At 54.9% G+C, this 20,392-nt stretch carries 21 protein-coding genes and 1 pseudogene; 8 read left to right on the top strand and 14 right to left on the bottom strand.

Going from position 1 to position 20,392, the window contains the following annotated elements; all coding sequences use genetic code 11:
* Positions 1-237: 237 nt before the first annotated feature.
* The 10 genes from trxA to DWB84_RS11055 form a co-directional block, all read right to left on the bottom strand.
* Entirely contained in the window at positions 238-564 is a 327-nt protein-coding gene (gene trxA / locus DWB84_RS11100; protein WP_187410105.1) for a thioredoxin, read from the bottom strand.
* Positions 565-710: 146 nt separating this feature from the next.
* Positions 711-2,855: a polyphosphate kinase 1 gene (gene ppk1 / locus DWB84_RS11095; RefSeq protein WP_187409862.1), complete on the bottom strand. Its 2,145-nt coding sequence runs from the start codon at positions 2,853-2,855 to the stop codon at positions 711-713.
* A gap of 139 nt (positions 2,856-2,994) precedes the next feature.
* Positions 2,995-4,137 carry a radical SAM family heme chaperone HemW gene (gene hemW, locus DWB84_RS11090; RefSeq protein ID WP_187409861.1) on the bottom strand — a complete coding sequence of 381 codons (1,143 nt, stop codon included), beginning with the start codon at positions 4,135-4,137 and terminating at the stop codon, positions 2,995-2,997.
* A complete protein-coding gene (locus DWB84_RS11085) occupies positions 4,134-4,742 on the bottom strand; it encodes an XTP/dITP diphosphatase (RefSeq protein WP_187409860.1) in 609 nt (202 codons plus the stop codon). Before DWB84_RS11085 ends, hemW begins: the two co-directional genes overlap by 4 nt.
* Positions 4,742-5,188: a DUF4426 domain-containing protein gene (locus DWB84_RS11080; protein ID WP_187409859.1), complete on the bottom strand. Its 447-nt coding sequence runs from the start codon at positions 5,186-5,188 to the stop codon at positions 4,742-4,744. Before DWB84_RS11080 ends, DWB84_RS11085 begins: the two co-directional genes overlap by 1 nt.
* A complete protein-coding gene (metW, locus tag DWB84_RS11075; protein WP_187409858.1) occupies positions 5,188-5,778 on the bottom strand; it encodes a methionine biosynthesis protein MetW in 591 nt (196 codons plus the stop codon). The genes DWB84_RS11080 and metW overlap by 1 nt, the downstream gene beginning before the upstream one ends.
* Complete coding sequence (locus DWB84_RS11070) at positions 5,778-6,923, bottom strand: homoserine O-acetyltransferase (RefSeq protein ID WP_187409857.1); 1,146 nt, start codon at positions 6,921-6,923, stop codon at positions 5,778-5,780. The genes metW and DWB84_RS11070 overlap by 1 nt, the downstream gene beginning before the upstream one ends.
* Before the next feature lie 31 nt (positions 6,924-6,954).
* Positions 6,955-7,551, bottom strand: coding sequence for a YggT family protein (locus DWB84_RS11065; RefSeq protein WP_187409856.1), 597 nt, complete (start codon positions 7,549-7,551; stop codon positions 6,955-6,957).
* Between the two features lie 73 nt (positions 7,552-7,624).
* Positions 7,625-8,446 carry a pyrroline-5-carboxylate reductase gene (gene proC / locus DWB84_RS11060; RefSeq protein WP_187409855.1) on the bottom strand — a complete coding sequence of 274 codons (822 nt, stop codon included), beginning with the start codon at positions 8,444-8,446 and terminating at the stop codon, positions 7,625-7,627.
* 82 nt (positions 8,447-8,528) lie between these two features.
* Positions 8,529-9,200: a YggS family pyridoxal phosphate-dependent enzyme gene (locus tag DWB84_RS11055; protein ID WP_187409854.1), complete on the bottom strand. Its 672-nt coding sequence runs from the start codon at positions 9,198-9,200 to the stop codon at positions 8,529-8,531.
* A 111-nt stretch (positions 9,201-9,311) separates the two neighbouring features.
* Here DWB84_RS11055 and DWB84_RS11050 point away from each other — a divergent pair.
* The 3 genes and pseudogenes from DWB84_RS11050 to DWB84_RS11040 all read left to right on the top strand — a co-directional run bounded on the left by DWB84_RS11050 (position 9,312) and on the right by DWB84_RS11040 (position 12,421).
* Positions 9,312-10,338, top strand: a pseudogene (locus tag DWB84_RS11050) (type IV pilus twitching motility protein PilT).
* Positions 10,339-10,431: 93 nt separating this feature from the next.
* Positions 10,432-11,571, top strand: a complete 1,140-nt coding sequence (locus DWB84_RS11045; protein ID WP_187409853.1) for a PilT/PilU family type 4a pilus ATPase — start codon at positions 10,432-10,434, stop codon at positions 11,569-11,571.
* A gap of 250 nt (positions 11,572-11,821) precedes the next feature.
* Positions 11,822-12,421 carry a TMEM165/GDT1 family protein gene (locus tag DWB84_RS11040; RefSeq protein ID WP_187409852.1) on the top strand — a complete coding sequence of 200 codons (600 nt, stop codon included), beginning with the start codon at positions 11,822-11,824 and terminating at the stop codon, positions 12,419-12,421.
* Here the strand turns inward: DWB84_RS11040 and ruvX are convergent.
* The 4 genes from ruvX to gshB form a co-directional block, all read right to left on the bottom strand.
* Entirely contained in the window at positions 12,408-12,824 is a 417-nt protein-coding gene (ruvX, locus tag DWB84_RS11035; RefSeq protein WP_187409851.1) for a Holliday junction resolvase RuvX, read from the bottom strand. The genes DWB84_RS11040 and ruvX overlap by 14 nt on opposite strands.
* 63 nt (positions 12,825-12,887) lie before the next feature.
* Positions 12,888-13,472 carry a YqgE/AlgH family protein gene (locus DWB84_RS11030; RefSeq protein WP_187409850.1) on the bottom strand — a complete coding sequence of 195 codons (585 nt, stop codon included), beginning with the start codon at positions 13,470-13,472 and terminating at the stop codon, positions 12,888-12,890.
* Positions 13,473-13,543: 71 nt separating this feature from the next.
* Entirely contained in the window at positions 13,544-14,419 is an 876-nt protein-coding gene (locus tag DWB84_RS11025) for an energy transducer TonB (protein ID WP_187409849.1), read from the bottom strand.
* A gap of 80 nt (positions 14,420-14,499) precedes the next feature.
* Positions 14,500-15,480 carry a glutathione synthase gene (gshB, locus tag DWB84_RS11020; RefSeq protein ID WP_255428952.1) on the bottom strand — a complete coding sequence of 327 codons (981 nt, stop codon included), beginning with the start codon at positions 15,478-15,480 and terminating at the stop codon, positions 14,500-14,502.
* Between the two features lie 317 nt (positions 15,481-15,797).
* Between gshB and pilG the strand changes: the two genes are divergently transcribed.
* The 5 genes from pilG to DWB84_RS10995 all read left to right on the top strand — a co-directional run bounded on the left by pilG (position 15,798) and on the right by DWB84_RS10995 (position 20,328).
* A complete protein-coding gene (gene pilG, locus DWB84_RS11015) occupies positions 15,798-16,193 on the top strand; it encodes a twitching motility response regulator PilG (protein ID WP_187409848.1) in 396 nt (131 codons plus the stop codon).
* A 63-nt stretch (positions 16,194-16,256) separates the two neighbouring features.
* Entirely contained in the window at positions 16,257-16,619 is a 363-nt protein-coding gene (gene pilH, locus DWB84_RS11010) for a twitching motility response regulator PilH (RefSeq protein ID WP_187409847.1), read from the top strand.
* 12 nt (positions 16,620-16,631) lie between these two features.
* The gene (locus tag DWB84_RS11005) at positions 16,632-17,174 is read left to right on the top strand and encodes a chemotaxis protein CheW (RefSeq protein WP_187409846.1); all 543 of its coding nucleotides are present in this window, start codon (positions 16,632-16,634) and stop codon (positions 17,172-17,174) included.
* Between the two features lie 107 nt (positions 17,175-17,281).
* A complete protein-coding gene (locus DWB84_RS11000; protein WP_187409845.1) occupies positions 17,282-19,450 on the top strand; it encodes a methyl-accepting chemotaxis protein in 2,169 nt (722 codons plus the stop codon).
* Between the two features lie 17 nt (positions 19,451-19,467).
* Entirely contained in the window at positions 19,468-20,328 is an 861-nt protein-coding gene (locus DWB84_RS10995; RefSeq protein WP_187409844.1) for a protein-glutamate O-methyltransferase CheR, read from the top strand.
* Positions 20,329-20,392 lie beyond the last annotated feature (64 nt).

Here is a 20,392-nt window from a genome sequence, read left to right as displayed (position 1 = left end):
AATAGTCATAGGAAATAAATCGAGGAAATTCAAATGGAGCACTGAACAAGGTTTGACTATGGCATTCGCCCATCGAACTAGCAGAAATCCAAGGAGGTGATTGCCGATGGGAGGGATGTGCGAATGATTTGGTCGGCTAGCTGGCTGAGTATAGTCACAATCTCTGCCGAGTGCAAAGCCAGTCGGAACTCTATTGCGGGCTTTTTACGGCCCGCAAGAGCTAACATTTAAAACCTATTAAAGAGAGGAGTCAATAAAGGCGGTGAGTTGTGTACGTGACAATGCACCGACTTTAGTGCTTTCCGCTTTACCCTGCTTAAACAAAATCAAGGTCGGGATGCCGCGCACGTTGTAAGTGGACGGAGCGTTGCGGTTGACGTCCACGTCGACTTTGACGATTTTGAGTTTGCCTTCGTAGACACCGCTCATCTCTTCCAAAACCGGCGCGATCATTTTGCAGGGACCGCACCAGGGTGCCCAGAAATCCACCAGCACGGGCAGGTCTGATTTCAGTACCTCCTGCTCAAAGGTCTCGTCGGTAACGTTTACGATTTTACTCATGATGTGATCTCCAGGACGGTACAGCGCAAACGCGCGATTTTAAGGTGAGAACCCCTACTGAACAAGTCTTATTCCGCTGGGCAAGTTTATCCGCTGGCCCAGTGCCGTCTAGGGTTCGGCACTGGCTCAGCGACATAGTTCTGCGCGGGTTAATTCGACCCCGACGGAATTGATACCAATGCAGGCCATGTGGGGTTGGACGGGCTCGGCGCGGTGAAGTGCCGCAAGAGTTCCAACTGGGCTGATTGATGCTCGGGTGAAAAGGACTGTACATAAACACCCTCAGGTAGAAGCTCCCAGCGTTGCCGTCCATCATTCAAATAGAGTTCCAACTCGTTGAGAACGCGAGCGGCCAAGTCGGGCTGTTCAATCGGGAAGCACACTTCCACCCGGCGGTTGAGGTTGCGTTCCATCAGGTCGGCACTGGCGCAATACACCTTGGGTTCACTGTTGGCGAAGTAGTAAACGCGTGAGTGCTCCAAAAAGCGGCCGACAATGGAAAAGACCCGGATGTTTTCCGATATGCCAGGGATGCCGGGTTTGAGGGCGCACATGCCGCGGATAATCAAATCGATCTTAACGCCGGCCTGCGAGGCTTTGTAAAGCGCTTGAATAATCTTGGATTCGGCCAGTCCATTACATTTCAAAATGATGCGCGCGTCTTTGCCTTCCTGTTTGGCTTTGGCCTCGTTATCGATCATGCGCAGCAGTTGGCGCTTCAAGGTAAAGGGCGCGTGATAGAGCTTGTTCATCTTCTCGGTTTTGCCCATACCCGTGAGCTGCTGGAAGATGCGGTGCACGTCTTCGCAGATCGCAGGTTCCGCCGACAGCAGCGAATAATCCGTATAAAGGTGCGCGTTGCTGCTGTGATAGTTGCCGGTTCCCAGGTGGCAATAGCGTTTGAACTGGCCGTTTTCCCGGCGCACGATCAGAATCATTTTCGCGTGGGTTTTGTAACCCACCACGCCATAGACCACCACGGCTCCCGCCTCTTGCAGACGGCTGGCGAGTTCGAGGTTTTTCTCTTCATCAAAACGCGCGCGCAGTTCGACCACTACAGTGACTTCCTTACCGTTGCGCGCCGCATCCAACAAGGCGTCGACCACCGGCGATTCATGGCCGGTGCGATAGAGCGTCTGTTTGATTGCGACTACATCCGGGTCCTTCGCGGCTTGACGCAACAGCTGGATCACCGGAGTAAAGGATTCGAACGGGTGGAGCAGCAGATAGTCCCGTTTGGAAATGGCTTCAAAAATATTGTCTTTACGGCTGAAGCCTTTGGGCAGGCTCGGTGTAAACGGCGGGTAGAGCAAATCGGGCCGCCCCACCATGGAGGGCAGGCGCATCAGCCGCTTCAGGTTTACCGGTCCGTTAACGCGGTAAAGATCGTCCTCTTTCAAACCGATCTCGTTCAGCAAAAAGTCGGTCAGTTCTTTCGGACAGTTGTCCGCCACTTCCAGGCGCACGGCGTTGCCGAACCGACGGGAGTGCAATTCGCCGCGCAGGGTGCGCGCCAAGTCGGCGATACCTTCGATATCCACGTCCAGGTCGGCGTTGCGGGTGATGCGGAATTGGTAGCAGCCCTTGATGGTCATGCCCGGGAAAAGTTTGTCGGCATGGGCGTGGATCATCGATGACAAAAACACGAAGTCGTTGGCCTTGCCGCTGATATGTTCGGGCACAGCGATGATGCGCGGCAGTGAACGCGGCGCCGGCACTATGGCGAGGCCCAGGTCGCGGCCGAAGGCGTCTTTGCCTTCCAGCGCCACTATAAAGTTCAAGCTTTTATTCACTAGGCGCGGGAAGGGGTGCGCCGAGTCGAGTCCGATTGGACTGATTACGGGCAGCACTTCCTGCATCATGTAATCCTCGATCCAGGCAGCGTGCGCGGCGGTCCACTGGCTGCGGCGTAAAAACTGGATGCCTTCATGCGCGAGAGCTGGGATCAGGGTATCGTTCAGGATTTCGTATTGCAGGCGGACGGTTTCGTGGCAGATTTCGCTGATCAGCTTTAAACAATCGCGGGTTTGCAAGCCGTCTGGCCCGGTCACTTCCCGTTCAAAACGAATACTTTGAATCAGGCCGGCGACGCGGATTTCGAAAAATTCGTCGAGGTTGGAGCTGAAGATCACCAGAAATTTTAAACGCTCCAGCAACGGATGGGTCTCATCCATCGCCTGCGCCAAAACCCGCTGATTGAAATAAAGGTGGCTGAGTTCGCGGTTGATGAAATAGTTGGGGTTGTCCAGGTTCAGGTCACTGGAGTCGTTTTTGATTTCCTGTAGATCGGACATAGCGAGCGTGTGCTAAACCTCGAAAAAATGCACCAACAAAGCGAAAACAATCGTATGACAATTGCGCGCGGCCTGTTATCACAACTATAACCCACCCCCCGCAGGTTTGCGCCTGTTGGCGGAGGAATACGAGGTTTTGCTATTCCTCCGCCTCGGCAAAGGCGGCAAGTATATCGTTAAGAAAGCGCAGACCGAGGGCTGTGGGCTGTAAACGCGCTGGATCACCGGTTAATAAACCTTTGGCGATCAGCGCAGGCAGATGGGGAGCGAGGGCGCTGTCCGAAAGTTGGGTGCGCTCGGCAAAAAAACTGCGCGGAACGCCGTCTACCAAGCGCAGCGCATTCATCATAAATTCCAGCGGTTGCTGCTCAAGGGGCACAGGTTCCGAGCCGGCGGTAAAGGGTTTTTCCGCATGCAGATAATCCGCCGGTTTGCGGGTTTTGCGATAGCGGATGATTTGCTCCTCGGGATAAGAAATTTTGCCGTGCGCGCCAGCGCCGATTCCCAAATAGTCGCCAAACTGCCAGTAATTCAGGTTGTGCAGCGATTGTCGCCCCGGGTGCGCATAGGCGGAGACTTCGTATTGGCGAAATCCCGCCTGCGCCAATAATTCCTGTCCGGCATCCTGAATATCGGCCAGAATTTCATCCTCTGGCAGCGCTGGCGGGCGGCTGTAGAAAACCGTATTGGGTTCGATGGTGAGTTGATACCAGGAAATATGTTCCGGTTGTTGCTCTATGGCGCGCGTCAGATCGGACACTGCATCCTGTACCGATTGCCCCGGCAGGCCGTGCATCAAATCCAGGTTGATATTGGTAAAACCCGCCTTGCGGGCTTTTTCTATAGCGAGAACGGCTTCGCCGCTGTTGTGAATGCGCCCAAGCGCTTGCAGATGCTCGTTCTTGAAGCTTTGAATACCGAAGGAAATGCGATTGACGCCCGCAGCTTTATAGCCGGCGAGGTTGTGATATTCGGCTGTGCCCGGATTGGTCTCCAGGGTAATTTCCGCCTGCTCGGCAAATCCTATGTTTTTGTCCGCCGCATCCAGAATGCGCGCAATGCTTGACCCGCTAAACAAGCTGGGTGTGCCGCCGCCGAAAAAAACCGATTGCAAGCGGCGTCCTTGCACCATCGGCAGATCTTGTTGCAGATCAGCAACAAGCGCATCCACATACATGTCTTCCGGAATTTGCGCCGCTTCGTGCGAATTGAAATCGCAGTAGGGGCATTTACGCACGCACCAGGGAATGTGTACGTACAGGCTGAGGGGCGGGAGAATCATGAATCAGCGACGTGAAAATGGGCGAGCGCTTGCAGCAGTGCGCGCATCGCCACCGCGCGATGGCTGATCTGGTTTTTCACCGCGCTGTCGAGTTCGGCCGCCGAACACTGGTGCGTTGGAACGTAAAACAGCGGGTCGTAACCGAAACCGCCGGTTCCTTTGGGTTCGCGCAAAATAAAACCTTCCCAGCTGCCCTGACAAATCAACGGTGTTGGATCTTCCGTGTGGCGCATCAGCACCAATACACATTGGTAACGCGCACTGCGTTTTTTATCCGGCACATTCGCCAGTTCTGCCAATAATTTTTGATTGTTGGCTTCATCACTCGCATTGGCTCCGGCAAACCGCGCGCTGTAAATGCCGGGCGCGCCCTGCAGTGCGTCGACTTCGATTCCGGAATCGTCCGCCAGTGCGGGAAGACCGGTCTGGCGGCACACATGGCGCGCTTTCAGCAGCGCGTTTTCGACAAAGGTCAGGCCGGTTTCTTCAGCGGAATCCAGAGAAAAATCCGATTGCGCCAATACATCAAAATCGCGATTGGCAAGCAGATCGCGAAATTCCTTGAGTTTGCCGCGATTGCCGCTGGCGAGAACAAGTTTTTTCATCAGCGCTCCGTATACAACTTGCGCGAAAGGCGGAATTTCAGCGGTTCGGTTTTACCTTCGGGCACTATGTTTATGTCGAGATGGAAAACCTCTTCGTTGGTGTGGCGCAGCGCGCCTATGTAATAAACCGCACCCGGCTCTTCGATGGTTTTGAAATCGATGGTTTTTAATTGCTGCATTAAATTTTTTGCCGTACCAGTGACTTTGGCCGGAACCGATTGACTGTCAGAATTGCGTTGCACGGCGATATTGATCAGCGTCTGGTCTTTGGCGCGCACCAGATTGTGAACAGCGGCTATATCGGCGGGAATAAACAGGCTGTTAAAGGTACTGTAATGAACCGTGAATTCGCCAAAATCCTTGCTGCTTTCCACATCATCTGCCTGGGCGATGCTCAATCCCAAACTGCAGCAGATGATCAGCACAAATTGTTTAATCAGTCGCATTATTTTCTCACTCGAAAAATTCCAGTTTCCGCAAATAAATTGGGATGCCATTGACTCAACCCTTTGCCGAGGGACTTTTCCGTCACCATGGCTTTATCCACGACCTTCAGATTCATCTCGCGACACAAAATTTCAAAATCGCGAAAGGTACAAAAGTGGATATTGGGGGTGTCGTACCACTGGTAAGGCAACAAATCCGAAACTGGCATGCGGCCTTTAAATAACAACTGCAGGCGCGCGCGCCAATGACCGAAGTTAGGAATGGTGACAATGCACTCCCGGCCGATACGGGTCATTTCCGCCAACATATTTTTGGGGCGGCGCATGGTCTGCAGCGTTTGCGACATGACCACTGTGTCAAAACTGTCATCGTCGAAATTGGACAAACCTTCATCCAGGTTTTGCTCTATGACGTTTACACCTTTTTCCACGCAAGCCTGAATGCCTTCCGCACTTATTTCCAAGCCGTAACCGTGCACGTTTTTGTTGTCCGCCAAATAGCGCAGCAGAGTGCCGTCCCCGCAGCCGAGATCGAGCACGCGGCTGTTGGGTTGAATCCATTGATCGATAATTCGTTGGTCGATACGCATCAGATTTTGATCCCCTGCATATATGCAGCGAACAGTTGCTCGTAGCGCGGCTGATTGGGTACAAGAAACGCGTCGTGGCCGAAAGGTGATTCCACTTCCGCATACACCACGTCTTTTTCCGCACGGGTCAGCGCGTTGACGATTTCGCGGGAACGCTCGGGCGCAAACCGCCAATCCGAGGTAAACGAAATCACCAGAAATTTACATTTGGCGTTGCGGAAAGCGGCCACTGGGTCGTGGTTGTATTCACGCGCGAGATCGAAATAATCCAGCGCGCGCGTCATCAAAATATAGGTGTTTGCATCGAAGGTTTTGGAAAAGGTATTTCCCTGGTGACGCAAGTAGGTTTCGATCTGAAATTCCACCGGCTCTTCGCTGCCCTGCTCAAACGAACCCGAGCGCAATTCGCGACCGAATTTTTTGCCCATGCCATCGTCGGACAAATAGGTAATGTGGCCGATCATGCGCGCGACTGACAAACCGCGCGTCGGCTGTGTGCCTTTTTTCAGGTAATGTCCGCCGGCAAAATCCGGGTCGGAAAAAATCGCCTGCCGCGCCGTTTCATTAAACGCGATATTTTGCGCGGACAATTTCATGGCCGAGGCGATCACCACGCAGTGGCGCAGGCAATCCGGATATTCCAGCGACCAGCGCATCGCCTGCATGCCGCCGAGACTGCCTCCGACCACCGCCGCCCATTGATCAATACCCAGGCGTTGCATCAAACGATGTTGCGCCGCCACCCAATCGCGCACGCGCAAAGTGGGAAAATCCGCGCCCCAGGGTTCGCCGGTTTCCGGATTGATGCTCACCGGGCCGGTAGAGCCGTGACAGCCGCCGAGATTGTTGAGGGCGACCACAAAAAAACGATTGGTGTCGATAGGTTTGCCTGGGCCTATGTAGTGATCCCACCAGCCGGGTTTGCGATCTTCTGGCGTGTGGTAACCAGCGGCGTGGTGATGGCCCGACAAGGCATGACACACGAGCACAGCGTTGCTGCGCGTTTCATTTAAGGTGCCGTAGGTTTCGACCATCAGGTCGTATTGCGGCAGAACACGGCCGTTCGCCAGCTGCAGCGGGGTGTCGAAATGAAAAGCCTGCGGCTTGACCAAGCCGACGGAATTTGGAGGAAAGGCGTTTGCCATAAAACCTATTGTTCTTGTGTGATTTGCGGCCTCAGCCGGTGTAGCCGATCAGATATCCAAAGGGCACGCGCAAATTGTTGCCAATTCCGATCACCACCATGCGCAGGACCACCAGGAAAATGCCGACAAAAAATAGAGAAAAATCCAGACCGCCAACTGGAGGCACAAACCGTCGCACCGGCGCCAGCAGTGGTTCCAGCAGTTGATGAACCAGCACTATGGCCGGGTGCCGGCTATAGGGAGCCAGGAAACTCGTGATAAACAAAATAAAACCGGCAAACAAATAAATAGTGATGATGTTTAGACTGAGCGAAATCAGCGCCCAGACGAGCATCAAATGCGGGCCGACGATCGGGCCGCCTTGCGCCACCAAAATCAAAATCTGCATCACCAGCCAGTGCACCAATATGGCGAGTACCAGAGACGCAAAATCAATCCCCCAGAAACCGGGAATAATTCGCCGCAGTGGTATCAGCACCGGATTGGTGAGTTTGACCAGCACTTGGGATATGGGGTTGTAAAAATCCGCCCGCGCGGTCTGGAGCAAAAATCGCAGCAGAATGATGCACAGGTAAAGTGAGCCGAACAGGTTAATCAAAAAGGTCAGTATCTGTTGCAGTGTTTGCATAAATAAATCCGTGATGAGCGATCTCAACCCGCTCTGACGCTAATGTGTTACCGGAAATAAATTTGTTTTTGGCTCATCGACCGAGCTGCTCTGCCAATTCGCGCGAGCGGTTGGCGCAAGCCTGCATGGCGATGTCGACCGCTTGGCGGAATTTATGTTGCTCGAACGCGGCAATTGCCCGCTCGGTAGTGCCGCCGGGCGATGTCACACGGCGGCGCAACTCCGCCAGATCGACGTCGCTGGTTTGCGCCAGACGCGCTGCGCCAGCGGCGGTCTGTATAGCCAGTTGACGTGCGGTGGCCGGGTCGAGCCCCTGTTGTACCGCCGACGCCACCATGGCTTCGAGGAACAGGAAAAAATACGCCGGTCCGCTGCCGGAAACCGCCGTTACAGTATCGATCAAGCCTTCATCGTCCACCCACGCCACTGTACCCACAGCGCCGAGAATGGCTTCGGCGATTTGGCGTTCTTCAGCAGTGATACCCGCAGCCGCATATAAACCGCTTGCGCCCATCTGCACCAGCGCCGGTGTATTGGGCATGCAGCGCACTATATGACGACTTGCGCCGAGCCAGTTCGCCAAGCTGGCGCAGGTGATACCGGCGGCGACGGAAATAATCAAGGCGTTGGGCGGCAGCTCATCACGCAAGGACAGACAGACTTCCTTCATAACCTGCGGTTTTACCGACAGCACAACCACGTCGGCACCCTTCACGGCAGCGCCGTTGTTTTGCTCTACCCGAATGCCGAAATCTTTATGTAGGGCATCGAGGGTCTCGGGTCGACGAGCGCTGGCGCACAGGTTGCCGGGAGCGTATCCCTGCAGGACCAGTCCGCCGATGATGCTGCGCGCCATATTGCCGCCGCCTACGAAGGTGATGTTCAGTCTGTTCAAAGGTGTTCCTCAGTTAGCGGAATGACTTGTTTCAAAAGCGCCATTATACCTGCAGGACCTGGCAACTTCCGGTCATGCGCGCTCAGGTGCGCTCGCCGAAGATGGCGGTGCCGACACGCACGAGGGTCGAACCTGCTGCTATAGCATCGGTGAGATCGCCCGACATACCCATGGATAAAGTATCCAACGGCAGGCCGTCGCGCCGCAGGGCGTGAGCCAACTGCGCCAGATCTTTGAATGGTTGGGCGCCCGAGCCTTCTTTCGGTATGGTCATCAAGCCGCGCAGCCGCAGCCGCGGCAGCCGGCGAATGGCCTCTCCCAGCACGGCGGTTTCGGTGGGTAGGCAACCGGACTTTGCCTCGTCGCCGTCGATATTCACCTGGATACACACCTGTAAAGGTGGCAGATGTTCCGGCCGTTGCTGGTTGAGGCGTTCGGCAATTTTCAGCCGGTCGACGGTGTGCACCCAGGCGAAGTTTTCCGCGATCATGCGGCTTTTATTACTTTGGATGGGACCAATGAAGTGCCAGGTGATGTCCAGGTCGGCCAATTGCGCGATTTTTTCCGCGGCTTCCTGGGCGTAGTTTTCGCCGAAATCCCGCTGGCCTGCCTCAAAGGCTTCGCGGATGGCGCTCGCCGGTTTGGTTTTGCTGACGGCCAGAAGTGTGATGTCGCTCGGATTTCGCCCAGCCTCACTGGCGCTCTGTTGAATCAGGCGTCTGACTTGGGTTAGGTTGTCGGCAATCTTCGGCATATACTTAAACCACTTGTTGTGGCGATACTCGAATCGTTCTAAAAAATGGGATATTCCCGCGCTTGGCTGACACCCCGCGCTCCTAAACTCTAATAAGCAGGTTTGTTGACTATGGATATTACTGAGCTTCTCGCGTTTTCGGCGAAACAAGGTGCATCCGACCTTCACCTTTCGGCGGGGCTGCCACCGATGATTCGCGTGGATGGCGATGTGCGGCGCATCAACTTGCCGCCGATGGAGCACAAACAGGTGCACAGTCTGATCTACGAGATCATGAATGACAAGCAACGCAAGGACTATGAAGAGTTTCTGGAAACCGACTTTTCGTTTGAAGTTCCAGGGGTTGCGCGTTTCCGGGTAAACGCCTTCAACCACAACCGTGGTGCCGGCGCTGTATTCCGGACCATTCCGTCCAAAGTGCTCACCATGGAAGAACTCGGCATGGGCCAGGTGTTCCGCGATATCTGCTCTGTGCCTCGCGGTCTGGTACTGGTGACCGGTCCTACAGGTTCCGGTAAATCAACCACCCTCGCCGCCATGGTGGACTACCTCAACGAAAACAAATACCACCACATTCTCACCATCGAAGACCCGATCGAATTCGTGCACGAAAGTAAGAAGTGTTTGGTGAACCAGCGGGAAGTGCACCGCGATACTCACGGGTTTGCGGAAGCCTTGCGTTCAGCGCTGCGGGAAGACCCGGACATCATCCTGGTGGGTGAGACTGGAAACCATTCGCCTTGCCCTGACGGCGGCGGAAACCGGTCACTTGGTATTCGGTACCCTGCACACCACCTCAGCGGCCAAAACCATTGACCGGGTGGTCGACGTATTTCCTGCAGCGGAAAAAGCCATGGTGCGGTCGATGTTGTCGGAGTCGCTGCAAGCGGTTGTGTCTCAGACCCTGCTCAAACGCGTTGGCGGTGGTCGAGTGGCGGCCCACGAAATCATGCGCGGTACGCCGGCGATTCGTAACCTGATCCGCGAAGACAAAGTTGCCCAGATGTACTCGGCGATTCAGACCGGTGCCGCCCTGGGTATGCAGACCATGGACCAGTGTCTGGCCGATCTGGTCGAGCGCCGCATCATTACCCGCGACGTTGCGCGGGAAAAAGCCAAGATGCCGGAAAACTTCTAGACCGGCATCACTGGCGAGCTACGATTAATAAATACCCAACTACGATAATAAATACACAACGACGGTTTGCTGTGACCGTGTGAGGAATCCGCTATGGATATTGATCGTCTTCTCTCCCTGATGGTGGAGAAATCCGCCTCTGACCTTTTTATTACGGCGGGCATTCCGCCTTCGATCAAACTTCACGGCCGCATAGTGCCCGTTACCACCACGCCGCTTTCGCCGGAAAAAGCGCGCGAGACGGTGTTGAGCACCATGAATGAAAAACAGCGTAATGAGTTCGTCGAAAAGAAAGAACTCAACTACGCCATCAGTGTGCGCGGGGTGGGGCGTTTCCGTGCCAGCGCATTTTTCCAGCGCAACCTCGCCGGCATGGTGCTGCGCCGCATTGAAACCAATATTCCGAAAATCGACGACCTCGGCCTGCCGGAAATCATCAAAGAGCTGGCGATGGTCAAACGCGGTCTGATCATCTTCGTCGGTGCAACCGGTACCGGTAAGTCCACCTCATTGGCGGCGATGATCGGCCACCGCAACCGCCACTCCAAAGGCCACATTATTTCCATCGAAGACCCGATCGAATTTATCCACCAGCACCAGGGGTGCGTGATCACTCAGCGGGAAGTGGGCATAGATACCGAATCCTTCGAAGTGGCTTTGAAAAACACCCTGCGACAAGCCCCAGACGTGATTTTGATCGGTGAGGTGCGCTCGCGCGAAACCATGGACTACGCCATCGCCTTCGCGGAAACCGGTCACTTGTGTTTGTGTACCCTGCACGCCAACAACGCCAACCAGGCGCTCGACCGGATCATCCACTTCTTCCCGGCGGATCGCCATTCGCAGTTGTGGATGGACCTGTCCCTCAACCTAAAAGCGATTGTCGCGCAGCAGTTGATTCCCACTCCCGATGGCAACGGCCGTCGCGCGTGTCTTGAAGTGTTGTTGAACACACCGTTGGCGGCGGACTTGATCCGTAAAGGTCAGGTGCACGAGCTCAAAGAGCTGATGAAAAAATCCACCGAGCTCGGCATGCAGACCTTCGACCAGGCGCTCTACGATCTGTACGACGCCGGTGAAATCACCTACGAAGATGCGCTGGCCCACGCGGACTCACCGAACGACCTGCGCCTGATGATCAAACTGAAATCGGAGACCGACGCGGACTACCTCAACAATGCCGCGAAGGAACTCAGTATTCAGGAAGACGACAACCGCTCACGCCGGTTCTAGTTTGTCGTTCTTGGGTTATTGTGGGCGCCTTGTCGGCGCCCCTATAATCCGCCAACCCTTCTCGGGGGAGTAATCTGCCCGGCAGCTTTCGCCAGTTGCCCGGTGCTTTTGTCAACAAACTTGTCCCTCATGGACATGGCAAAAGCGTCCCGCCTTATTAGCGGATTGATGAGACCTGAGATACCACTGCTGCCCTAGGCGGGACGGCGGTTGTATCTCTGTGTGTTCATCCCGCCTCGGATCGACTTCTATGGAATCCTTTATCAGTTCGACACTTGCTGTCGCCGTTGCTGAAATTGGCGATAAGACTCAACTCTTGGCTTTATTCCTCGCTGCGCGTTACGGCCGCCCATTCGTGATCAGCTTGGGCGTTTTGGTGGCGACAGTCGTCAATCACGCGCTTTCGGCGTGGGTGGGACTGGCGCTGGCGAAGGTAATTCCGCCGCACTGGATTCCCTGGCTGATTGCCGGAAGTTTTCTGGCGATTGCGATCTGGTTATTGGTGCCGGATAAAGATGACGATGATATGGGGCGCTGGGCGGGTTACGGCCCTTTTGTTGCCACCCTGGTGTTATTTTTCCTGGCCGAAATCGGTGATAAAACCCAGATCGCGACCGTGGTGCTGGCCGCCAAATACAGCGTGGATTTTGCGTCGTCGTTTGCCGTGATTGCCGGGACTACTTTGGGAATGCTGCTGGCGAATGTGCCGGTGATTTTTGCCGGTAAGTGGTTGATGGACCGCATGCCCCTCGGGCTTGCGCGCAAGGCGGCATTTGTCATTTTCGTGCTGCTGGCAGTGGTGACCGTGATTGGTATGCGCAACGGCACTGCAATCGCTATTGGCAGCTAAACCAGCTCTCCAGCAACAGCCGCGCGGCTATGGAATCCACGGGCGCGCGGCCGTAATTACCTTTGTGGCCGCGCTCGCGCGCCTCTTCCTTGGCCAGGCGCGATGTTAGGCGCTCATCGAACATTTCCACCGCAAGTCCAAAGCGCCCCTTCAAGCGATTGCCGAATTTGCGCGCTCGCTGGCTGAGTTCACTTTCCGTGTCATCCATATTCAAAGGCAGGCCGACCAACAACAGCTGGGGCTGCCACTCTTTGATCAGCCGAGCGATCTGTTCCCAGTCTGGAACGCCGTCGCGTGCGGGCAGGGGAGGCAGTTCTTTGGCTGTCCCAGTCAGGCTCTGGCCGTAGGCGACACCGATATTTTTCAGGCCGTAATCAAAGGCCAGGACTGTCTGAATGTTCAAGTGAGGGGCTCAAGATAATCCGTAAGCGCCGATTCAGGGAATCGGCGGGGTGCAGAAGGCTGGTTATGCATGGCCTGCTTGGGCGGACATCAGGTTCATGTCGATACCCAAGCGCAAAGCGGCCGCATGCCAGCGCTGTTCAAGGGGGGTGCGGAACAGAATGTCGGTATCCGCGGGTACCGTCAGCCAGCTGTTTTCTTTGATTTCCTGCTCCAGTTGTCCCGCTCCCCAGCCAGAGTAACCGAGGACAAACAGGGCGTTTTCCGGACCCTGGCCAGTGGCGAGGGCGGCGATAATGTCCTTGGATGCGGTCAGGGAGATTTCCGGCGTGATTTGAATGGTCGACTGCCAGATGCCGCCGGTTGGGTGAAGAATAAATCCGCGCTGGGTGTGGACCGGGCCGCCGGCCAGAATAGGCGCGCGGCCGTATTTTTCGTCGTAACTCAGCGACATCTGCTCGAAGATATCGCTCATATGCAGATCCATCGCCCGATTGACCACCAGGCCCATGGCCCCCTCGGGGCTGTGTTCACAGATGTAAGTGATGGAATTGGCGAACAGGGGATCGTGCAACCCGGGCATGGCAATCAGAAAGTGATTGCTGAGGTTGTCGCCGGAAGAATTGTGCAAGAAAGGTTTTGTAGCCATAACTCAAGTATGCGGTGAATTACCTGGAAAACAAGCAGTTCAATCGCTAAACGGAAACTAGACAGCAAAATTTAGTCACTGGCGCCAGTTTTCAAGCCCGTGATTTCAAAACGCCAGGTACGGATGATATCAAGTTGATCGGCCGTTTGGCGGATTTCTGGAGGGAAAGGTTCAAACGGTCCGGCCAAACGGATGATTTGCAGTGCTGCCTGGTCGAGAATCGGGTGACCGGAGGGTTTTAGTATCTCCACTTTGTCGACTGTGCCGTCGGCATTGATGATGACGGACATGCGCAAGCTGCCGAAGATCTGATTCTCCAGAGCCGCTCGGGGGAAGTTCTCATTACCCATCAACTCCACTTTCTGCGTCCAGCGATTGAGGTACTCGGCGTCGACGGACGAACGTGTCGCTACCGATGTCATATGGCGAATACGCGGACGGCGGGCGAATTCCTGCTGCAGGCGGTCGAGTTTGGCGCGCAGGCTGGCGATTTCGGGGTTGAGCAGCGGCGTGTCTTCCAGCTGCGCCTCGCGAAATTCCTGGGTCTCCGCCGCTTCGGCATCCAAAGGTTGGGTGATTTTGAAATCACTCGATTCGGTGGTCAGAAATTCCTGCTGGCGCACCGTCGCCACCATGCTGCGCTGCTGCGGCACTGGCACGATCGGGTTGATATTAGGGGAGACGACTTCCGAGGTTTCGCGCGTGGTCAGCTCTTTGGTATCGGCGATGGTACCGCTCGCTTCCTGGTTGAACTGCGCCAGATAGTCCGCCTTTTCCGGTTCCTTGACGGACTGGTGAGTTGCCAGCGTGATATTGAGCGTAGGTGCGGGCTTAGGATTGCGGTCAATGGTGAAGGTCACGCCCAAAATGAGAATGGCATGCACCGCAACAGCCAGAAAGACTGTGAAACTCAAGCGTTCGCTGCTGCTGGTTTTGTCGAGGCTCATGCTAATTTCTGCTGGTTTTTATAATGATTTTGCACGTGAACCGGGCTTTCAGGCGCCCGGTCACCAACTCCTGTTAACGATCACAAGCCAAGTTTCTTTTCGATGGCGAGGATCAGGCGTTCGCCGATATTGGTATCGAAGGCTTTGTCGATCTCCCGCGCACAGGTTGGACTGGTGACGTTGATTTCCGTCAGATAGTCGCCGATAACGTCGAGGCCGACAAACAGCAAGCCTTTTTCTTTCAAGGTTGGCGCGACTTGTTCCACGATCCAGCGATCGCGTTCGGACAATGGTTGTGCCACGCCTCGTCCGCCGGCGGCTAGGTTACCACGGGTTTCGCCGTTGGCGGGAATTCGTGCCAAACAATAGGGAACCGCTTCACCGTCGACTACCAGAATTCGCTTGTCACCCTCGGTAATGGCCGGGATAAACCGCTGCGCCATAATGAACTCGGTACCGAAGCCAGTCAGGGTTTCCAGAATCACCGTCACATTTGGGTCATCAGGGCGGCAACGGAAGATGCGGCTGCCGCCCATGCCATCCAAAGGTTTAAAGATGACATCTTGATGCTCGCGGTGAAATTCCTTCAACAGTTTGGGATCGCGTGCAACTAACACCGGTGGACAGCATTGCGGAAACCGGGTGGCGAACACCTTTTCATTGCAGTCGCGCAAACTTTGCGGCTTGTTAACCACCAAACAGCCTTCGCGTTCCGCTTGTTCCAAAATATAGGTGGTATACACGAACTGGTTGTCGAATGGAGGATCTTTGCGCATCAAAATGGTGCGCATCTTGGCCAATTCGAGCGTCTGGGGCTCTGCCAAAGTGAACCACTTGCTCGAATCGCGAAAAACCTCCAGGCGCCGCAGGCTTCCCATGGCTTTTCCCTGCAGCAGGTAAAGGTCCTTTTGCTCGGCGTAAAACAATTGCCAGCCGCGGTCTTGTGCCGCCCATAGGAGCGCGAGGGTGGTGTCTTTGTAAAAATGAATTCGGTCTATTGGATCCATGACCACTAACAGATTTTTTACCGGGGTCGGCTGAGGACTAACTGCGTCATTCATGGCGTCGGGATTCCGTGGGAGCTGGGGGAAAGGCAAGGGGTTTGCTTAACAGAGCAAAACTGCGTCGCAAGTCTAATCTAGAAAAAATTGCGTCGCGCTTGGAGTGGCGATTTAGGCAACTATGGACGATTATAAAAGGACTTGTGAGCAGCGAAAAAGCGGAATTATGCTCCGCAGTTTTAGTCCTCGGAATACTTATTCCGTTCCGGGGGCGTTTATGGATTAAACTCACGAACTATGTTAAAAGTGGCCGCAGTCGAGACCAGGGAGGTTGGTGGCAAAAACTTTTTTATAAAACAATCGAGTAGGGTCTAGCTATGGACGTGAATCTTGAACACCTCAAAGTGATGGTGATTGACGACAGTAAAACCATACGTCGCACCGCCGAAACCTTACTGCAGAAGGTGGGATGTACTGTGGTGACCGCCACCGACGGGTTCGATGCTCTGGCGAAAATAGCCGATACCCGCCCTGACATCATCTTCGTCGATATCATGATGCCCCGTCTCGATGGCTATCAAACCTGCGCATTAATCAAAAATAACAGCGAATTCAAATCCACCCCGGTCATCATGCTGTCCAGTAAAGATGGCCTGTTTGATAAAGCCAAAGGGCGCATCGTTGGCTCAGATCAGTACCTCACCAAACCTTTCAGCAAAGGTGAGTTGCTCGGCGCCATCGAAGCGCACGTAAAAGTGGCGCGAGCGTCCTAAGCTGGCGCGAATTTTCTCAACATAATGAATTTTGAGAGCGTTTCTTAGAGGTTCTGGGGAGCTATGGCAAGAGTATTGATTGTGGACGATTCTCCGACCGAAACCCACAAGCTGACGAGCATGTTGGAGAAGCATGGACATACAGTGTCCAGTGCCGCCAATGGTGAGGAAGGCGTGGAGAAAGCGCGACGGGAATTGCCGGATATCGTATTAATGGATGTAGTTATGCCGGGCTTGAATGGGTTTCAGGCCACTCGGCAATTGAGCCGTGCTCAGGAAACGTCGTCCATTCCGGTCATCATAGTCACCACGAAAGACCAGGAAACGGATCGCGTCTGGGGGATGCGCCAAGGGGCGAAACATTATTTGACCAAACCCGTTAACGAAGCGGAGCTGATCAAAGCCATCAATCAATTGTGTCGATAAGCGCAGGGATATATGTCACAAGAAGCTGCCTTTCAGGCGCTCGTTGAACTTGCCGAACTCAGTAAAAAACACGCCAAGGCCCTGCCAGCCCAAGTTAATGCTTCTCCGCGGTGGAGCGGTATTGGCTTCTCGTTGTTGAACCAACGGTTCGTCGTACCGCTGGGGCAGATTGCCGAGATGCTGGAGGTGCCGCCGTCGACGCGTTTGCCTGGTGTGCAGCCTTGGGTCGTAGGGTTGGCAAATGTGCGCGGTCGCCTTTTGCCTTTATTTGATATGGCACAGTTTTTTGGCGGTGTGACCAGCACGCAGCGCAAACAACACCGGGTTTTGGTGGTAGACAGCAATAACTATTACAGCGGACTGATCGTCGACCAAGCCTACGGGATGCAGCACTTCACTTCCGAGCGATACAGCGAACAAGCAACCGATATTCCAGATGCCGTCCAGTCTATTGTCCAAGGTGCCTACACCGATGCGGTCGGCAATTCTTGGGCAGTCATGAATATTCCGTCGCTGCTGCAGGATCCTCGTTTCGCAAACGCAGCGCTCAGTTAGATGCAGTTTAAGGTTTATGAGCCCTACGGCTCGACAGACAGTTTTTTTTCGGTGCGCACGAGTTGCATATGTGCACGCCGGATGATTGATTCACTCGGGAGCGTCCTATGAAAACTCGATCAGGTGGCCTTTTTTCGCGGGTCAAAGAAAACCCGGTACTGGCGGTATTGATCTTACTTTTGCTCGGCTGCGTCGTGGTGATGGGCTTTATCGTCGCCCAGCTGCTGGCTTATTCAGACAAAGACCAGCATTTACGCGAATTAGTGGCGGAGTTGCGGGCGTCGTCCTATCAGCTGACCTCTCTTTCCCGGGACGCCACTGCGGGTAACAAACAGGCTTTCGAAAGGCTGTCACGCCTGGTTTCGCGAATGGATAACACGTGGAACCAATTCAAAGGCGGCGACGCGCCGACCAAAACTGCTCTCAACAAAGAAATGACCTCCTACGAAGGTGTGTGGAGCCGGGTGCGGGAAAACTCCCAGGTGATTACGGAAAACGAAGCTGCGATCATCCTGATGCACGATGTGGCAACTACCTTGAACGAAGCGCTTCCCCAGCTGCAGGCGGAGCACGACAACATCGTGGAAATCCTGCTGGAAAACCGCGCTCCCGCAGAGCAGGTTTCCATGGCGCAGCGCCAATCCTGGTTTGCTGAGCGTATCGGTCGTAACGTCGACAAAATGCTGCGCGGCGGTCTGGATGCGGATAAAGCCGCAGACGAGTTCAATATCGACGCCAACCGCTTCGGCAAGGTATTGGAAGCCATGAAGAAAGGTGATCCCACCATGGGGATTACCAAAGTAGCGGATCCAGATGCAGTGGAAAGCCTGCAGCGCATTACCGAATTGTTTGCCTTCGTTAGCGGTTCGGTGCGCGACATCTTTGAAAAATCGCCCGCCCTGTTCAGTGCTCGCCAAGCGACCAACTCCATTCTTGACGGCACGCCCCTTTTGCTCGAGCGGCTCGGCGAGTTGAATGAACGCATCGACGCGCTGCCCAATACCCGTCGTGCCAATAACACTACGCTGCTGATCGCCGGTGGTCTCGCCTTGATCATCCTGATCATGATTGGCTGGCAGTTGAACGTCGCCACCAACCGCCGCTTGAAAGCGACGGCAGAAACCAACGAACGCAACCAGAACGCGATTTTGCGTCTGCTCGACGAGCTGGCCGACCTGGCGGATGGTGACCTGACCACCACCGCGACTGTAACCGAGGATTTCACCGGGGCGATCGCCGACTCCATCAACTACACCATTGACCAGTTGCGGGTTCTGGTATCGCGCATTAACGAAACATCAGCGAAAGTGGCCGCAGCCGCTTTGGAAACGCAGCAAACCGCACTGCATCTGGCCGAAGCCTCTGAGCACCAAGCCCAAGAAATTGCCGGGGCTTCTGCGGCGGTGAACGAAATGGCGGTCACCATCGACCAGGTTTCTGCCAACGCGGCTGAGTCTGCCGGGGTAGCGGAGCGCTCGGTATCCATCGCCAACAACGGCGCCAAGGTGGTACAGAACACTATCCACGGCATGGATACCATTCGTGAACAGATTCAAGAGACCTCCAAGCGGATCAAGCGTCTGGGTGAATCGTCACAAGAGATCGGCGATATCGTGAGCTTGATTAACGACATCGCAGATCAGACCAACATCCTCGCTTTGAACGCGGCGATCCAGGCATCTATGGCCGGTGATGCGGGCCGCGGTTTTGCGGTGGTAGCGGACGAGGTTCAGCGTCTTGCAGAACGTTCAGCAACAGCGACCAAGCAGATCGAGGCGCTGGTAAAAACCATTCAGAACGACACCAACGAAGCGGTTATCTCCATGGAGCAGACCACCGCAGAAGTGGTGCGCGGTGCACGCCTGGCGCAGGACGCCGGTGTGGCTTTGGAAGAAATCGAAACCGTATCCGCCAACCTGGCGGAATTGATTCAGAACATCTCCAACGCAGCGCGCCAGCAGGCGGCATCTGCGGGCCATATCTCCAATACCATGAATGTGATTCAAGAGATCACTTCACAGACATCCGCCGGTACCAGCGCCACTGCAGCAGCGATCGGAAACCTGGCCAATATGGCGATCAAGCTGCGTGAGTCGGTTGCGGGCTTCAAACTGCCGGAAGAAATGGCCGCGGTTGAACCGGAATTGAGTGCTGATGACTTTGCGGTGGTGCCTTCGGCCGGCCGCTCGCGTTTTGCTCGTGATACTGAAGAAGCATTGGCTCTGGACGGAGATGATGCGGAGGCTGCACCCAAAACCAGCCGTGCCAGAGGGTGATGCCCCGGGTATAACCTATGGTTTGGTCCCTACAATCCGTTCCTGCGTTATCTGACGCGCAATTTGCTTTGTGGAGCAAGCTGCTGGAGGAACGTGCGGGCATTTATCTAGGCGAGCAGAAGAAGGTTTTCCTGCAGACGCAAGTTGCGATGCGTATGCGCGAGCTGGGCTACAGTGATTATGGCGAGTACTACCAGCGCGTGGTGGACGGCGTCGCAGGGATGGTGGAGTGGAGCTTGTTGGTGGATCGTCTGGTGGTTAATGAAACCAGTTTTTTCCGCCATCGCCCCTCGATCGATTTTGTCGGACGGCATGTCGCCGCCCACTTGCAGCGGGTCAAAGCCGGTGACGGCAGCAGCGCTGCTTTTGATTTGTGGAGTATCGGTTGTTCATCCGGCGAGGAACCTTACTCTCTCGCCATGGTGATGAGCGATGCCTACCAGAACGCAGGTTTAGAGCCGCGTTATGCGATTACAGGGACTGATATCAGCCGGGCGGCTTTGGGCGTAGCCCGCGCCGGTATCTACGGAGCGCGCAAGGTGCAGATGGTGGACGACAATTATCGCCAGAGATATTTCCTGCAGGTGGCGGATAACCAGTATCAGATCTCGTCCCTGCTCCGGGACCGCATCTGTTTCACCCATGGCAACGTGCTGAATATCAACGAAATGCCAGTCATCCAGGTAGACGCCATTTTTTGTCAAAACCTGCTGGTGTATTTCCGCCGCTGGCTGCGCGAGCAAATACTCAATGCGTTTGTGGCGCGCCTGAAACCCGGCGGTATTTTGGTTATTGGTCTTGGGGAAGTGGTGGATTGGACCCACCCCGACATGAAGCGAGTCGCGGCGGATGGCGTGCAGGCGTACATCCACACTTAACCGAGGCGGCGTTTGGGGTATGCCCGGCGCGTTTGGTCGTATCAGTCGTATAAATAGATAGCCG

Source organism: Saccharophagus sp. K07 (assembly GCF_014336955.1).
In the GTDB taxonomy this organism is placed as follows: Bacteria; Pseudomonadota; Gammaproteobacteria; order Pseudomonadales; family Cellvibrionaceae; genus UBA5868.
The sequence above is the reverse complement of the archived record's forward strand: the minus strand, read 5'-3'. Positions and strand labels throughout refer to the sequence as shown.

Excerpts from the sequence above, each read along its gene's own strand:
- metW (WP_187409858.1), bottom strand. The coding sequence starts at position 5,778 with ATGCGTATCGACCAACGAATTATCGATCAATGGATTCAACCCAACAGC.
- DWB84_RS11040 (WP_187409852.1), top strand. The coding sequence starts at position 11,822 with ATGGAATCCTTTATCAGTTCGACACTTGCTGTCGCCGTTGCTGAAATT.
- DWB84_RS11000 (WP_187409845.1), top strand. The coding sequence starts at position 17,282 with ATGAAAACTCGATCAGGTGGCCTTTTTTCGCGGGTCAAAGAAAACCCG.
- gshB (WP_255428952.1), bottom strand. The coding sequence starts at position 15,480 with ATGAATGACGCAGTTAGTCCTCAGCCGACCCCGGTAAAAAATCTGTTA.
- DWB84_RS11005 (WP_187409846.1), top strand. The coding sequence starts at position 16,632 with ATGTCACAAGAAGCTGCCTTTCAGGCGCTCGTTGAACTTGCCGAACTC.
- DWB84_RS11025 (WP_187409849.1), bottom strand. The coding sequence starts at position 14,419 with ATGAGCCTCGACAAAACCAGCAGCAGCGAACGCTTGAGTTTCACAGTC.
- DWB84_RS11045 (WP_187409853.1), top strand. The coding sequence starts at position 10,432 with ATGGATATTGATCGTCTTCTCTCCCTGATGGTGGAGAAATCCGCCTCT.
- DWB84_RS11080 (WP_187409859.1), bottom strand. The coding sequence starts at position 5,188 with ATGCGACTGATTAAACAATTTGTGCTGATCATCTGCTGCAGTTTGGGA.
- DWB84_RS11065 (WP_187409856.1), bottom strand. The coding sequence starts at position 7,551 with ATGCAAACACTGCAACAGATACTGACCTTTTTGATTAACCTGTTCGGC.
- DWB84_RS11055 (WP_187409854.1), bottom strand. The coding sequence starts at position 9,200 with ATGCCGAAGATTGCCGACAACCTAACCCAAGTCAGACGCCTGATTCAA.
- hemW (WP_187409861.1), bottom strand. The coding sequence starts at position 4,137 with ATGATTCTCCCGCCCCTCAGCCTGTACGTACACATTCCCTGGTGCGTG.
- DWB84_RS11070 (WP_187409857.1), bottom strand. The coding sequence starts at position 6,923 with ATGGCAAACGCCTTTCCTCCAAATTCCGTCGGCTTGGTCAAGCCGCAG.
- pilG (WP_187409848.1), top strand. The coding sequence starts at position 15,798 with ATGGACGTGAATCTTGAACACCTCAAAGTGATGGTGATTGACGACAGT.
- DWB84_RS11085 (WP_187409860.1), bottom strand. The coding sequence starts at position 4,742 with ATGAAAAAACTTGTTCTCGCCAGCGGCAATCGCGGCAAACTCAAGGAA.
- ppk1 (WP_187409862.1), bottom strand. The coding sequence starts at position 2,855 with ATGTCCGATCTACAGGAAATCAAAAACGACTCCAGTGACCTGAACCTG.
- pilH (WP_187409847.1), top strand. The coding sequence starts at position 16,257 with ATGGCAAGAGTATTGATTGTGGACGATTCTCCGACCGAAACCCACAAG.
- DWB84_RS10995 (WP_187409844.1), top strand. The coding sequence starts at position 19,468 with ATGGTTTGGTCCCTACAATCCGTTCCTGCGTTATCTGACGCGCAATTT.
- DWB84_RS11030 (WP_187409850.1), bottom strand. The coding sequence starts at position 13,472 with ATGGCTACAAAACCTTTCTTGCACAATTCTTCCGGCGACAACCTCAGC.